Raw genomic sequence first — 14,023 nt, forward strand, 5'->3', positions numbered from 1 at the left:
GCATCCACGATCTCGTCGGCAGCCTTCTGGGTCCCGGATCGGCGCGCGCCTGAAGCGCGCTTGTCCGGCACACGAGACCATCAACTGATCGTCGCGCCGCCGTCGATCACCATGGTCTGGCCGGTCATGAAGTCACCGGCCTTCGAGCCCAGGAACACGGCCGCGCCCGCGATCTCGTCGGGGATGCCGATGCGCAAGAGCGGCGAGCGCGAGGTCGAGGCCTTCAGGTTCTCCGGATTGTCCCACAGCGCCTTGGCGAAATCGGTCTTGATCAGGCCGGGCGCGATGCAGTTCACGCGAATGTTGTGCTTGCCGTATTCGCAGGCGAGGTTGCGCGCGAGCTGCATGTCGGCGGCTTTCGAAATGGCGTAGGCGCCGAGGATGGTCGAGCCCTTCAGGCCGCCGATCGAGGAGACGATGATGATCGAGCCGTCCTTGCGCTCGATCATCTGCGGCACCACCATCGAGATCAGCCAATTGTTGGCGACGATGTTGTTGTCCAGGATCTTCCTGAACTGATCGTCGGAAATGCCGGCGAGCGGGCCGTAATACGGATTCGACGCCGCGTTGCAGACCAGCACGTCGATCTTGCCGAAGGCACGGTTGCTCTCGTCGACGAGGTTTTGCAGGTTCTCTTTCGACGAGATGTTGGCGGCGACCGCGACCGCGGTGCCCTTGCCGAACTTATCGTTGATGCCCTTCGCCACCTGCTCGCACACGTCGGCCTTGCGCGAGGAGATCACCACCTTGGCGCCGTGCTCGGCCATGCGCTCGGCGATCGCGAGCCCGATGCCACGCGTCGATCCCGTGATGACGGCGACTTTCCCCTTCATGTCGAACAAGGTCATGCTTCTCTCCCAGATTGATTTTCGTATTCAGTGTCAGGCCAGCTTCTTGACTTCCGGTCCCGCCGGCTGATGCATTGCCGCGTGCGCGGGATCCGCGATCCACGGCTGCTGATTGACCATCGGCAGCCGCCAAAGGGTGCGCTCGGGGCTCGCGAAATGATCGAGCCGCGTCACCGACACATTGTCGATATCGAATCCGAGCCCCTGCTCCGGCCGGTCACCGAGCGCAAGACCGACCGCCGCCTTGATGGTGCCGCCATGCGCCACCGCGATAATGTCCTGCCCGGCCGCCTCGGCGTTGATCCGCTCGATGGTGCGGCGCGTGCGGTTGTAGAGGTCCATGAAGCTTTCGCCGCCGGGCGCGGGCTCGTTGATGTCGGCGAACCAGCTCGCGCCGACGGGGCGGCTGGCAATGAACTGGGCGCGGTTCATGCCCTGCCAGCGGCCGAGGTTCTGCTCGGCGAGATCCGCCTCCCGCTTCATCGATGCCGGCCTTGGAAAACCTGCGGCCCAGATCGCCTCGGCGGTCTGATGGGTGCGCATCAGATTGCTCGAATACCAGACCGCCTGATGTGGCAGCACCTTGGCGACAGCATTGAACACATAGGTATCGCTGGTATCACAGGCGATGTCGCTCTGCCCGTAGATGTTGCCGCCGTCATTGCGCACCGGCGCGTGACGGACCCACCACCACCGCGTGATGACCACATTCGGCTTGTCTGCACCTGCCATCGAAACCCTTCCATCCCGTCTGATGTCGCTGTACGTGAGTAGCGAACGTGTCTCAAGACACTTTGCCGTTTGAAATCTTGTTTGAAATTCCGTCGCACGGCAAGCGTCGTGCGCGAGCAAAAAGGGAGAAACGCATGGGCCGTCTGCAAGGCAAATCCGTCATCATCACCGGCGCCGGCAGCGGCATCGGCCGTGCGGCTGCGCTGCTGTTCACCAGGGAAGGCGGCAAGCTGATCGCGGTCGATCGCACCGAAGCTGTGAAGGAGACGGTCGAGGAGATCAAAAAGGCCGGCGGCGTCGCGGAAGCGATGGTTGCAGATGCCGGCTCCGAAAAGGACGTCATCGCAATGATCGACAAGGCGGTGAAGACGCACGGCCGGCTCGACGTCATCTGGGCCAATGCCGGCGTCTCCGGCGGGCTCGTTCCGCTCGCCGAGCAGACCGTCGAGCATTGGCAGGAGATCCTGCGCGTCAACCTCATCGGGCCGTTCCTCGCGGTGAAATACGCCATGCCGCATATGGTCAAGCAGCAGTCCGGCGCGATCGTGCTGACCGCCTCTGTTGCCGGTCTCAAGGCTGGCGCGAGCGGGCATCCCTATGCCGCGAGCAAGGCCGGCGTGATCAGCCTGGTGCAAACGACGGCCTATTCGCTCACCGGCACCGGCGTGCGCATCAATGCGGTCTGCCCCGGCTTGATCGAGACCGGCATGACCAAGCCGATCTTCGACCGCGCCATGGAGCGCGGCACCCAGGACAAGATCGGCCAGCTCAATCCGCTCAAGCGCCCCGGCCAGCCGCACGAGCTCGCGGCGATGGGACTGTTCCTGGCGAGCGACGAGGCCTCGTATGTCAACGGGCAAGCGTTCCCGGTGGACGGCGGCTTGACGGCATCGATGCCGTATACGGGCAAGCCGGTTTAGTTCGCACTCGTGTCCCGGACGCGACGCAGCGCGCAAGCGATGCGGCGCAGAGCCGGGACCCAGGAAGGCTACGGCGTTCGTTGCTGCATGGGCCCCGGCTCTGCAGCGCATCACTTCGTGCTGCGCAGCGGCCGGGGCACGAGAGCGGAGGTTGGCGCACACCTGCCTCCGCATCGTCATTGCGAGCGCAGCGAAGCAATCCAGGAATGCATCCGCGGAGAGACCCTGGATTGCTTCGCTGCGCTCGCAATGACGGGGTGTGGCAGGAAAATCGCTTTCCAAATGCTACTGTCATTCCCCGCGAAGGCGGGGAATCCAGTACGCCGCGGCCTATCGATTGAACCACAACTGTCTCGGAGTACTGGATCGCCCGGTTAAACCGGGCGATGACAGCGAGTGTGTCGTTGCAGACGCGCTTCCGCGTCCTCGCGGCGCATTTCGCCCGAGTTATACCTTGTCGCCTCACCCTCAATTGAAAGAGGGCGCAGGGAAGACCGGGTGCCGGCCGGGCACCCACGGTCCACTGTGCGAAAGGTGGCAACAAGAATTTGCACAGCGGCATACAGGTGAAGCCAAACATCCGGCCTTCCCTGCGCAGTGGTTTTACGGCTTATGCCGCGCTCTCCCCGGGGAGCGATGCACTATTGCCCCCGTCACCTTGCGGATGGCTGATGCGCATCGCCCAGTCGGGCAACCACATCACCACAAGACTTGACGCACAGACCCCGGGCGTCAGGACCACACGATTTTGCCGTACGCGAACCGCACCCGTCGTTGGCACGAGCTCTTCGCTCACGGCTCTCCGCCCTGCGAAGCTTTTCGCGCCGATGTGGCTCGCGTCCACCACCCCCCTGCCCGCGTTCGTGACGATCGCGATACGCCCCTCTTCCTTGGGCCGGGTTGAGCCGACTCATACGTCATTTCCGAATTTCGGTAAAGCGGAATATTTCATCGGCCTCGTCTTGACCGATGCCTTGGTGTTTTGCCCGACGGACAACGCAAGGTTTGGTAGACCTCCCCGTCATTCCGGGGCGCGACGAAGTCGCGAGCCCGGAATCCATTTCACAGCGCGTCGTGCGGTCCGATGGATTCTCAGGTGCGCAATTGCGCACCATGGCTCGATGCTGCGCATCGCCCCGGAATGACGGCTGCGGTGTTGATTTGCCCATCCCCCCGCCACGTTGGTATGGTTCCTGCAGGCACCTGAGCCTTCCTGCTCTCCAACAGAATATGACAATGCCAAGCTCAAGACCCGACCGCATCCGAAAGCTCCTCGCCGACCTCGTCTCGTTCGACACCGTCAGCGACCGCACCAACCTGCCCCTGATCGCCCATATCGAGGGCTATCTCGCCTCCTTCGGGATCAAGGGCGAGCGCATCGTCGACGACACCGGCGAGAAGGCTTCGCTCTGGGTCACGATCGGGCCGGAGGATCGGCCGGGATTCGTGCTGTCGGGCCATACCGATGTGGTGCCTGTCGGGGGCCAGGACTGGAGCCATGATCCATTCAAGCTGGTGGAGCGCGACGGCAAGCTCTACGGCCGCGGCACCACCGACATGAAGGGCTATGTGGCGGTGTGCCTCGCCATGGTGCCGGAGATGGTGGAGGCGAGACTCAAGACGCCAATTCATCTGGCGATCTCCTATGACGAGGAGATCGGCTGCGTCGGCGTGCGGCCGATGCTGCACGAGGTCGCGAAGAAGACGATCAGGCCGCTCGGCGCCTTCATCGGCGAGCCGACCCAGATGCAGGTCATCATCGGCCACAAGGGCAAGCATGGCGTGCGCGCCACGTTCCGCGGGCTCGCGCGTCATTCCTCGATCGCCCCCGACGGCGTCAATGCGATCGAATATGCCGCCGAGCTGATCGTCGAGATCCGCCGCCGCGCCGTGGCGCTCGAGGCTGCGCGATCGGCGGACAGCCTCTACGACGTCCCGCATTCGACGCTGCTCACCAGCATCGTGCATGGCGGCGCAGCGCTGAACATCGTGCCTGATACCTGCACCGTGGATTTCGAATGCCGCGGCATCGGCATCACCGAGTCCAAGGAGGTGACCGATGCGATCGTCGCCTGGGCCAAGGCCGAGATCGAGCCGGCGATGAAGGCGAGACATGCCGACTGCGGCATCGATTTCGAGGAGATCCTCGACTATCCCGCGCTCGACACCGCCGCCGACGCCGCCATCGTCACGCTGGCCAAGAGCCTCGCAGGGCGCAACGACCACGCCAAGGTCGCCTTCGGCACCGAGGCGAGCCTGTTCGCCAGCATCGCCGACATCCCCTCGGTGGTGATCGGCCCCGGCGCGATAGCGCAGGCGCATACGCCGGACGAGTTCGTGGAGATGGCGGAGCTGGAGAAATGCGCGGGCTTCGTGGAAAGGCTGATCGCGCATTGTGCGAAGACGGCGTCTTAGGCGGCATTGCCGTAGGGTGGGCAAAGTGAAGCGTGCCCACCACTATTACCTGATCGCGCAAAGATGGTGGGCACAAGCTACGCGCTTTTGCCCACCCTACGAGAGCCAGCCTGGCCGCCTCACCGCTCCTGCAGGGCGAGCCGAACGCCGACTGCGCAGTAAATGGTCCCGACCACCTTGCCCTGCCATCTGACGACAGCCGGGTGGCGGCGAAGAAGTTGGCCGAGACGCCCCGCCCCCACGGCGAACACGACCGTGCTGACGAGGCCGAGCAGCACGAAGACCATGCCGAGGATCGCAAGCTGAAGAGCGGTTGATCCTGGCTCCGGCTGGACGAATTGCGGCAGGAACGCCAGGAAGAACAGCGCGGTCTTGGGATTGAGCACTTCGGCCAGCACGGCCTCTCGGAATGCGCGACCTGCGCTGATCATAGGGGCGCTGCCGTTCAGCTCGATTGGCGCCTTGTCCAGCATCGCGCGAATGCCGAGATAGATCAGGAACGCGGCACCCGCATATTTGACGATGCTGAACAGCAACGCCGATGTGGCGATGATCGCCGAGAGTCCGACAATCGCCATCCCCGTGTGTACCAGGTCTCCAGCGGCGATTCCCGCACCCGTGGCGATGCCGACCTTCGTTCCCGAGCTTGCCGCCCGCGCCATGGTGAGCAGCGTTGCCGGTCCCGGAATGAAGACGAAACCGAGCACGATGAGGACGTAAGTGATGAGGGTAGTGTGGTCGATCATGCGCGGGTCTCCCGGAGCGGATTGGGCACACAAGGAATACAAGGACTCGGTCGCTGCGAAAGGCGCTTGCGCGGTGTGAATTGCGAGTCTCGCATTCCGCCTCCTCGTCATTGCGAGCGCAGCGAAGCAATCCAGGCTGCCGCCGCGGAAAGAACCTGGATTGCTTCGCTGCGCTCGCAATGACGGAGACTACGAAGCGTAGGTGCCGTAGGGTGGGCAAAGCGAAGCGTGCCCACCGTTTTCGTGTGATCGCGGAGAGATGGTGGGCACGGCGCTACGCGCCTTTGCCCACCCTACGAAACCAGCCGCGAAGAAAAAAGGCGCGGCCATCAGCCGCGCCTTCGTTGTTTCTACACCGCGCCCGCCTTCTGCGCGTATTCCCATGAGGCCTTTGACAGCGGCACGGTGCGCTTGGCTGACTCCAGCGCCTTGGCGTTGGCGGCGGTGCCGTCGCGGACGCGGCCGGCGATGCCCTGGGTGATGCCGGCAAGACGGAACAAATTGTAGGCGAAATACCAGTTGAGATCAGGCACCGTCATCTTTGTGACGTCGCAATAGATCTGCGCGGCCTCTTCCAGGCTCGGGATGTTGAGCGCCTTGAGGTCGGCACCCTCGAGGCCCGGCATGATCCATTGCATCAAGAGATAGGTGAAGTCGGCCATGGGATCGCCGAGCGTCGACAGCTCCCAGTCCAGCACGGCCTGCACGCGCGGTTCCGTCGCGTGGAAAATCATGTTGTCGAGGCGGTAATCGCCATGGACGATCGAGACGCGCGCCTGCTCCGGCACGGTCCTGGGCAGCCATTCGGCGACCTTCTCGAACTCGGGAATGTGCTGGGTCTCGGACGCCCGGTACTGCTTGGTCCAGCGGTCGATCTGCCGCGCAAAATAGTTGCCGGGCTTGCCGAAGTCGCCAAGGCCGATGGCGACGGGGTCGAACATGTGGAGCTTCGCCAGCGTCTCGATCTTGCTGGTGAAGATCTTTCGGCGCGCATCGTTGTCCTGGCTCGGCAACGTCGGATCCCAGAACACGCGCCCCTCCTCCATCGACATGATGTAGAAGGCCGCGCCGATGACGCCGTCGTCCTGGCACAGCGCATAGGCGCGCGCGACCGGAAAGCCCTGCTTTCCAAGGGCCGCGATGACGCGATATTCGCGGTCGACCGCATGCGCCGAGGGCAGCAGCTTGCCGAACGGCTTGCGGCGCATCACGTAGGAGCGGTTCGGCGTGTTAAGGCGATAGGTCGGGTTGGACTGGCCGCCCTTGAACTGGAGCACGACCAGCGGGCCTTCATAACCTTCGACGTGCTCGCGCATCCACGCCTCGAGGCGCAGCTCGTCGAAACGATGCCGCTCCTCCACCGGCTTGGTGCCCGAGAACTCTTCGTCTTTCCTGACGCCGTCAGCCACGGTGACGCTCCCTCTTCAGTCCTGACCATTTCAGATCGAGCATGATCCTAATCGGTAACCGCTGACGCACTTGCGTCAAGCGGTCACCGGATCAAGCCCTGTCGTTGCTTCAGGTCGGGAGCGCCGTCGGGCCCTCCCTCTCAGTGACTTGGAGAGTTTGCATACTTCCGAAGCTCGAGCCTGGCAATGGCGCGGTTGTGCACCTCGTCCGGGCCGTCGGCGAGCCGCAGCGTGCGGATGTGGGCGTAGTCCTTGGCAAGGCCCGCTTCATCCGAGACGCCGCCGCCGCCGAAGGCCTGGATCGCCTCGTCGATGATCTTCAACGCCATGTTGGGCGCGGCGACCTTGATCATGGCGATCTCGGCCTGCGCGGTCTTGTTGCCGACCTTGTCCATCATGTCGGCCGCCTTGAGGCACAGAAGCCGCGTCATCTCGATGTTGGTCCGGGCTTCGCCGATGCGCTGTTCCCACACAGAGTGCTCGACGATCTTCTTGCCGAACGCGGTGCGCGATGCGAGCCGCTTCACCATCTTCTCCAGCGCCTCCTCGGCCTTGCCGATGGTGCGCATGCAGTGATGGATACGGCCCGGACCGAGACGGCCCTGCGCGATCTCGAAGCCGCGGCCTTCGCCGAGCAGGATGTTCTCCTTCGGCACGCGCACGTTCTCGAGCAGCACCTGGGCATGGCCGTGGGGCGCGTCGTCGAAGCCGAACACGGGCAGCATCTTCTCCACCTTGATGCCTGGCGTGTCGAGCGGAACCAGGATCTGCGACTGCTGCTGGTGCTTGGCCGCCTTGAAGTCGGTCTTGCCCATCAGGATCGCGATCTTGCAGCGGGGATCGCCGACGCCGGACGACCACCATTTGCGGCCGTTGATGACGTAATGGTCGCCGTCGCGCTCGATGCGGGTCTCGATGTTGGTGGCGTCGGACGAGGCGACCGCCGGTTCCGTCATCAGGAAGGCGGAGCGGATCTCACCGTCCATCAGCGGGCGCAGCCATTTCCGCTTCTGCTCCTTGGTGCCGTAGCGGATGAACACTTCCATGTTGCCGGTGTCGGGCGCGGAACAATTGAACACTTCCGAGGCCCAGGTGATGCGGCCCATCTCTTCCGACAAAAGCGCGTATTCGAGATTGGTCAGTCCCGCGCCGCGGAATTCGTCGTCCTCATGCTCGCTCGGCGGCATGAACATGTTCCAGAGGCCTTCGGCCTTCGCCTTCTTCTTGAGGTCCTCGAGGACCGGGATCACCTTCCAGCGGTCGCCGCTCTTGTCCTGCTGATCGTAGATCGGCACAGCCGGGCGCACGTGCTTGGCCATGAAGGACCGCACGCGGTCGAGCCATTCCTTCTGCTTGGGCGACATATCGAAGTCCATGGGACGCTCCTCTCTTTCGCTAGTCCTTTTGCCCGGACTGTCCTCCCGCATCGCGTGACCCGCAAGCGCGAATGCGCCGGCGCTGCGGACCCGCCGAAACCCAGCCGCTTTTGCGAACGAGTCCCGATTGCGGATTGACTTTTCCCGGCCTTCAAACGATAGTTTCATACAACTGTTTGAATTGCAACTCCCTCCCCGAGGGCATCCATGGCCAGCGATCATACGAGGTCTGCCATTCTCGCCGCCGCCGAACGGCTCTATGCCGACCGCGGCTTCGGCGACGTGACGCTGCGCGACATCGTCGCGGAGGCCGGCGTCAACCTCGCCGCGGTGAACTATCATTTCGGCTCCAAGGACGAGCTGATCGCGGAACTGTTCGTCACGCGGTCGATCGCCACCAACCGCGAGCGCCTGCGCGAATTGAAGGCGGCGGAGGAGCAAGGCGGCGGCCGCGCGCCGATCGAGGTGATCCTGCGCGCGCTGGTCGGGCCGACCTTGCGCGGTTGCCTGGGGCCGGAGAACCAGCGCTCGACCGCCGCGCGCTTCATGATCCGCGCCTCGATCGAATCCGTGCCGCCGATCCGGCGCATCAAGAACCGCGAGATCGACCATTTGCGCAAATTCGCCGGCGCGATGCGACGGTCCCTGCCCGACCGCAGCGACGTCGACATCTATTGGGGCCTCAACTTCGCGCTCGCGATGGCGCATCACACCATCCGCGAGAGCGAGCGGCTGACCAAGCTGTCGGAAGGCAAATGCGATCTCGACGACGTCGAGGACGTGGTCGCGCGCGTCGTCAGCGTGGCGACGATGGCCCTGACGGCGGGGCGGGCGGAGAGCAAAGCGCCGGCGCGTACATTGGTGCGGGATGCGCGTTGAAGATCGAGCCGCCGCCGCAGCGACGGTGTGCTCCCTCGCCCCGTTCTTACGGGGAGAGGGTTGGGGTGAGGGGCCTCTCTCCGCGCGTGAGACTTTCGAGGCACCTGTACCCCCCTCCCCGGATTGCATCTTCGATGCAATCCGACCTCTCCCCGCAAGCGGGGAGAGGTGAAGCCACCACCTCACATCATCGCGATGCAGTCAATCTCGACGTCGAAGGGGCCAAACCATTCCGGCGTGCAGACGAAGATCCGCGCCGGCGCGTCATGCGGGAAGTAACGCGCATAGACCGCGTTGAAGGCCGCGAAGTGTTTTGTGGAGGTGCAGTAGACGTTGCACTTCATGACGTTGTCGAGGGAGGCGCCGGCCGTCTCGAGGCACAGCTTCATCTGCTCCATGATGATCTCGCTCTGGCGCTCGATCGGGGCAACGGCGATCTCGCCGGTGCCGGGGTCGAACGGTGGCAGGCCGGAGACGAAGATCATGTTGCCGGCGCGCGTCACCGGCGAGGTCGGCGCCTTCCAGCGATCGAGGAACGACGAGATCGGTTCGACGCGGAGCGCTTCGCGTTTCATGGCGGCCACCTTCGGTTCGAGCGAGTCTATCCGCTGACTACACTAATCGTAGCCGGCATGGTTCGCTTAAGCTCGAAGTGTGGATGCGGGGAACTACGCCCGCTGCGGCATCTCCTCGGCCTCTTCCTTGGCGAGCAGCAGCAGCATCTCGATTCCCATCTCACCTTCCTGCGGTGAGCGGATGAACTTGATCTCGTCAGCGCTCTGCCGCAGCGCGGCAATGATGGCGACGGCCTGATTGGCGGTGGCCGCCTCGGTCGCCAGAACGGCCTTCTGGTCCTTGGCCTGGAACCCGATCGTGTAGGACATTCACTTCCCTCCCCGAACTCAAGTGGAGAGATCGAAACAGAGTCTGAGGCAAAGCGGAAGCCTGTGCGACTATGGACCGGGATTAGCTGGGGATTGTGGGCAAGCTTCACGCAAGCCCCAACATGGCGCGCGCGTCCATGGCTGTCGCAACAGTCGCGCTGCGCCTGAATTCCGGCCTCTCGGCGGCGGGAACAGAGAGAGTCAGATGATGCCCTGCTGCTTCAGCGCCTCGATCTTGCCGGCATCATAGCCGAGCTTGCCGCCCAGCACCTCCTGTGTGTGCTCGCCCAGAAGCGGCGGGGCACGGTAGTCCTTGATCGGGGTCTCCGAGAGCGTCAGCGCGTTGCGGACCAGCGACAGATCGGGCTCGAAGGGGTGGTTGACCTTCACCCGCATCCCGCGCGACTGGACGTGCGGGTCGGAGAACACCTGCTCGAAATTGTTGATCGGCCCCGAGGGCACACCGGCCTCCTCCAGCTTGTCCAGCCAGTAGGCTACCTTTTGCTTCAGGAACAGGCCGGCGAAGATCGCCATGATCTCCTTGCCGTGCACGACGCGGTCGTTGTTCTTGACGAAGCGCGGATCGTTCGCGAGCTCGGGCGCGCCGAGCACGGCGCAGGTGCGCTGAAACTGGCCGTCATTGCCGACCACCAGCATCAGCTCGCCGTCGGCGCAGCGGAACACGCCGGCCGGCATGCCGCCATTGCCCCAGGTGCCGCGGCGCGGCGGCGTCTTGCCGTTGACGAGATAGATCTGCAGCCAGTGCGACAAGGATGCGATCACGGTATCGAACAGGCAGACGTCGATGTGCTGTCCCTGGCCGCCCCTGGCGTCGCGATGGTAGAGCGCCGAGAGAATTCCGATCGAGGCGTTCATGCCGGTCATGTAATCGACGATCGACGGGCCGACCTTCATCGGGCCCTCGCCAGGCTCGCCGTCGATATGGCCTGTGACGCTCATCAGCCCGCCCATCGCCTGCAGGATGGCGTCGTAGCCGGCGCGCGGCGCATAGGGTCCGGTCTGGCCGAAGCCGGTCACCGAGCAATAGATGATGCCGGGATTGATCGCCTTGATGGTCTCGTAGTCGAGGCCGTAACGCTTGAGATCGCCGACCTTGTAATTCTCCATGAAGACGTCGGCGTCCTTGGCGAGCTCGCGGACGATCGCCTGCCCTTCGGGCTTGGCGATGTTGACGGTGACCGACTTCTTGTTGCGGTTGGCGCAGAGATAGAACGAATTGTTGTTGTTGGCCTTGCCCTCGGGGTCGGCCAGGTAAGGCGGGCCGAAAGCGCGCGCATCGTCGCCGGTGCCCGGCCGCTCGATCTTGATCACCTCCGCACCGAGATCGCCCAGCATCTGGGCCGACAGCGGCCCGGCCAGCACGCGGGTGAGGTCAAGGATCTTGATGCCTGAGAGCGGCAGGGCCGACATGTCGATTTCCTCCGGGGAACTAGATCTTGGCGGCTCAAAGCGGCCGGATCCCTTGCGGATACACCATTTTTCTCGCGCTGAGTCCTGCGCTCCGGGCATACGGCTATCCTCGGACGCTGCTCCGCAGGGCGTTCCGCACGGCGGTATTCCGCCCGGTCCCGCGTGTTCTTCGGCACACCCTTGGCCTACGGTGCGAAGGAAGCTGTGCTCGTCCTCACACGTTCGAGCAGAGCTCTGTCCTGCGAACTCAGCTTGTTCATTTCCGGACAGGACTTGCCGTCCAGCAAGTCGCCCGCGAATTCCTTCAGCACGTCCCTGTCCTCGAGCAGAATGTCATCGAACCGGCGCTTCAGCAACGCGCGCAGGACGTAAATGCCGCCATCGCGGCAACACGCTCGATGCAGATGCTTCGCGCGCGTCTTCAGGAAATTGGGCTCGCTCGGCGCTTTGTGCTCCAGATCTTCCCAGACTGAGGGCCGGCGAGACTCAGGCTGGTCGGACACAGCCGGATCAAGGATACTAATGCGCTTGATCGCATCGTTTCGGCGCCTGACATCGGAAATGCCGTCCTGAAGCGATTGCTTGAGCGCTTCGAACGTCTCATTCGTCCAGGGGCAAGCGTTCCCGACCATCCCCTTGCATGGCACGAATCTGTTGCCCCGATAGGTTTGATCGAAAACCGGAATGCGAACCCAGGGTTGGACGGCGGCGTCGGTCAGCGGATTTGGAGGCCTGCTTCTCCAGAAGAATGATGCCTGAAGTCTGGCCCCCTCTAATCTGGCCGCGGCGAACTCGGTGCCCTGGAGATCGGCAAAATTCAGTTTGGCCGCCGACAGATCGGAGAGCAGGAACGTTACACCGTACATTTTCGTCGTTTGCAGATCCGCACCGATCAGGGACGCGCCGCTGAGCGAGGCGCCCGGCAATTCAGCGCGAAACAGTGAGGCTCCATCCAGATTGGCCAGCTGCATCGATGCCCCATGCAGATGAGCCCGGGTCAGATCGGCCCCCTGCATTTGCGCCCCATCCAACAGGGCTCCCTGCAGCGAAGCGTTTCTCATGGAGGCTGCGCGAAGCCAGGTGCAATCATGTTTGTCGTGCGGATTGGCGAGTCTCGAAGTCAGATTGTCGACCCAGTCATGCTCCCACGGCTTTTCATTGCCGTTCGAGTCAGTCCTGACAAACTGCGTCTCGCCGCATCCGAATTGCGCACCTCGCAGGTCCGCACCGTCGAAATTGACCTCCTGAAGATAGGCCCCGGTGAAATCGACACCCGTGAACCGAGCCGCGGTCAGCACGGCCCCTTCCAGTCGCCGGCCTCGCAAGGACATCGGCTCGCTAGAGGACGACGCTGCACTGAACTCCGGCAGCACAAGGCGGTTGGACCAGACGCTTACGGGCCTGCGCGTCACCGCATCGACGTCTCCTGCAACCAGCAGCGTATGCAGGGACAGGAATTTGGCCTCGCGCGAGTGTTGCTCGGCCTTTGCCGGAAGTGCCGGCGACACCCATGAGGCCGGGATAAACCGCAGGGCCGGCAGCGCCGAATGCAGCCATTCCCCCGGGAATGTCGCAAGCGCGCCGATCATCAGTATCACCAGCGCGCTTGCCACAACCGCCCCCTCAACAGGCCACCGCAGGCTATTGCGTAACCTGAGACGCGCGATCCGTCCCCGGTTGATCGAGGGCCATATCGCCCAGATGAGAGCGAGGTCGATCACCACGGCCACCCGCTGCCACCAGGTGACTTGCTCGCTGTGATAGGCCAGGAACTGGAGCTGAAACAGCATCAACAACCCGATCGGCAGCACGATCAAGCTGATCTGCGCAATGAGGCGAAACATTAAACCTACTCCGCCCGATCGGACGCCGGGAGGCCCGGCGACGAATTGAACGAAGACGTTGCTCGGCAATTGCCGGCGCAAGCTCGCGCGGATGTCATCATCGTCGATTTGCAGCCGGAGCTGCTGGTGGAAGGCGCCCGCCTTGTCGGCGAGCAGCATGAAATGCAGCAGCACATAGGCATGGACGACGAGGAAAAGGGCCGGCCCCATGATGAAGAAGGCGACTAGGGGCAGTTCGACATTCAGGAACGGAAGCTTGACCGATTTCTCGAACAGGAGATCGCGATGGGTCACGCTGCCGGCTGCGATGGCGAGATACAGCAGCACGAAGAGATAGCTGAGCCAGAGGCCGGCGCTGACATTTGCTGCATCGACGACCGCGCCGCGCAATGCGTCGAGATCGTTCGCCTTGGAAGCAAATGCCGGCAGGCCCGGCTTCGGCTGGGGAGACGCATGCCCGGCAGGCGCGTCCGCAGGCGCCGGATTGGTGCCTGCGGACGGCTCGGGACCTCCTGCAGGCACCACCGGATCCGTCATCG

Annotated in this window: 12 protein-coding genes; 3 read left to right on the top strand and 9 right to left on the bottom strand. The window is 63.6% G+C overall.

The window, feature by feature from the left end; all coding sequences use genetic code 11:
• Positions 1-80: 80 nt before the first annotated feature.
• Both N2602_RS24875 and N2602_RS24880 read right to left on the bottom strand, forming a co-directional pair.
• Positions 81-848, bottom strand: coding sequence for an SDR family NAD(P)-dependent oxidoreductase (locus N2602_RS24875; RefSeq protein WP_135169859.1), 768 nt, complete (start codon positions 846-848; stop codon positions 81-83).
• A 33-nt stretch (positions 849-881) separates the two neighbouring features.
• Positions 882-1,580, bottom strand: a complete 699-nt coding sequence (locus N2602_RS24880) for a histidine phosphatase family protein (RefSeq protein WP_172783171.1) — start codon at positions 1,578-1,580, stop codon at positions 882-884.
• Between the two features lie 134 nt (positions 1,581-1,714).
• On the opposite strand from N2602_RS24880, the gene N2602_RS24885 reads away from it, so the two are divergent.
• Both N2602_RS24885 and argE read left to right on the top strand, forming a co-directional pair.
• Complete coding sequence (locus N2602_RS24885; RefSeq protein ID WP_260379747.1) at positions 1,715-2,500, top strand: SDR family NAD(P)-dependent oxidoreductase; 786 nt, start codon at positions 1,715-1,717, stop codon at positions 2,498-2,500.
• A gap of 1,236 nt (positions 2,501-3,736) precedes the next feature.
• Positions 3,737-4,915 carry an acetylornithine deacetylase gene (argE, locus tag N2602_RS24890; RefSeq protein ID WP_172783169.1) on the top strand — a complete coding sequence of 393 codons (1,179 nt, stop codon included), beginning with the start codon at positions 3,737-3,739 and terminating at the stop codon, positions 4,913-4,915.
• Positions 4,916-5,034: 119 nt separating this feature from the next.
• Here argE and N2602_RS24895 read toward each other — a convergent pair whose 3' ends face one another.
• From N2602_RS24895 to N2602_RS24905, 3 genes are all read right to left on the bottom strand, one after another.
• Entirely contained in the window at positions 5,035-5,661 is a 627-nt protein-coding gene (locus N2602_RS24895) for a LysE family translocator (protein WP_260379748.1), read from the bottom strand.
• 350 nt (positions 5,662-6,011) lie between these two features.
• Positions 6,012-7,070, bottom strand: coding sequence for a phosphotransferase family protein (locus N2602_RS24900; RefSeq protein ID WP_172783167.1), 1,059 nt, complete (start codon positions 7,068-7,070; stop codon positions 6,012-6,014).
• Positions 7,071-7,210: 140 nt separating this feature from the next.
• On the bottom strand, positions 7,211-8,446 hold the full coding sequence (locus N2602_RS24905) for an acyl-CoA dehydrogenase family protein (RefSeq protein ID WP_172783166.1): 1,236 nt from the start codon (positions 8,444-8,446) through the stop codon (positions 7,211-7,213).
• A 207-nt stretch (positions 8,447-8,653) separates the two neighbouring features.
• On the opposite strand from N2602_RS24905, the gene N2602_RS24910 reads away from it, so the two are divergent.
• Entirely contained in the window at positions 8,654-9,325 is a 672-nt protein-coding gene (locus N2602_RS24910) for a TetR/AcrR family transcriptional regulator (protein WP_260379749.1), read from the top strand.
• A 182-nt stretch (positions 9,326-9,507) separates the two neighbouring features.
• On the opposite strand, the gene N2602_RS24915 is transcribed toward N2602_RS24910, so the two are convergent.
• From N2602_RS24915 to N2602_RS24930, 4 genes are all read right to left on the bottom strand, one after another.
• Positions 9,508-9,900 carry a RidA family protein gene (locus N2602_RS24915; RefSeq protein ID WP_260379750.1) on the bottom strand — a complete coding sequence of 131 codons (393 nt, stop codon included), beginning with the start codon at positions 9,898-9,900 and terminating at the stop codon, positions 9,508-9,510.
• A 93-nt stretch (positions 9,901-9,993) separates the two neighbouring features.
• Entirely contained in the window at positions 9,994-10,209 is a 216-nt protein-coding gene (locus N2602_RS24920; protein WP_025037058.1) for a hypothetical protein, read from the bottom strand.
• Between the two features lie 201 nt (positions 10,210-10,410).
• Positions 10,411-11,640 carry a CaiB/BaiF CoA-transferase family protein gene (locus N2602_RS24925; RefSeq protein WP_260379751.1) on the bottom strand — a complete coding sequence of 410 codons (1,230 nt, stop codon included), beginning with the start codon at positions 11,638-11,640 and terminating at the stop codon, positions 10,411-10,413.
• A gap of 185 nt (positions 11,641-11,825) precedes the next feature.
• Positions 11,826-14,021: a pentapeptide repeat-containing protein gene (locus N2602_RS24930; protein ID WP_260379752.1), complete on the bottom strand. Its 2,196-nt coding sequence runs from the start codon at positions 14,019-14,021 to the stop codon at positions 11,826-11,828.
• Positions 14,022-14,023: the final 2 nt, after the last annotated feature.

Origin of the sequence: Bradyrhizobium sp. NC92 (assembly GCF_025200865.1) — a bacterium.
GTDB lineage: Bacteria > Pseudomonadota > Alphaproteobacteria > Rhizobiales > Xanthobacteraceae > Bradyrhizobium.

What these genes read in the sequence shown, in the direction of transcription:
- N2602_RS24875 (WP_135169859.1), bottom strand. Translation starts at nt 848, where the DNA reads ATGACCTTGTTCGACATGAAGGGGAAAGTCGCCGTCATCACGGGATCG.
- N2602_RS24880 (WP_172783171.1), bottom strand. Translation starts at nt 1,580, where the DNA reads ATGGCAGGTGCAGACAAGCCGAATGTGGTCATCACGCGGTGGTGGTGG.
- N2602_RS24885 (WP_260379747.1), top strand. Translation starts at nt 1,715, where the DNA reads ATGGGCCGTCTGCAAGGCAAATCCGTCATCATCACCGGCGCCGGCAGC.
- argE (WP_172783169.1), top strand. Translation starts at nt 3,737, where the DNA reads ATGCCAAGCTCAAGACCCGACCGCATCCGAAAGCTCCTCGCCGACCTC.
- N2602_RS24895 (WP_260379748.1), bottom strand. Translation starts at nt 5,661, where the DNA reads ATGATCGACCACACTACCCTCATCACTTACGTCCTCATCGTGCTCGGT.
- N2602_RS24905 (WP_172783166.1), bottom strand. Translation starts at nt 8,446, where the DNA reads ATGGACTTCGATATGTCGCCCAAGCAGAAGGAATGGCTCGACCGCGTG.
- N2602_RS24910 (WP_260379749.1), top strand. Translation starts at nt 8,654, where the DNA reads ATGGCCAGCGATCATACGAGGTCTGCCATTCTCGCCGCCGCCGAACGG.
- N2602_RS24915 (WP_260379750.1), bottom strand. Translation starts at nt 9,900, where the DNA reads ATGAAACGCGAAGCGCTCCGCGTCGAACCGATCTCGTCGTTCCTCGAT.
- N2602_RS24920 (WP_025037058.1), bottom strand. Translation starts at nt 10,209, where the DNA reads ATGTCCTACACGATCGGGTTCCAGGCCAAGGACCAGAAGGCCGTTCTG.
- N2602_RS24925 (WP_260379751.1), bottom strand. Translation starts at nt 11,640, where the DNA reads ATGTCGGCCCTGCCGCTCTCAGGCATCAAGATCCTTGACCTCACCCGC.
- N2602_RS24930 (WP_260379752.1), bottom strand. Translation starts at nt 14,021, where the DNA reads ATGACGGATCCGGTGGTGCCTGCAGGAGGTCCCGAGCCGTCCGCAGGC.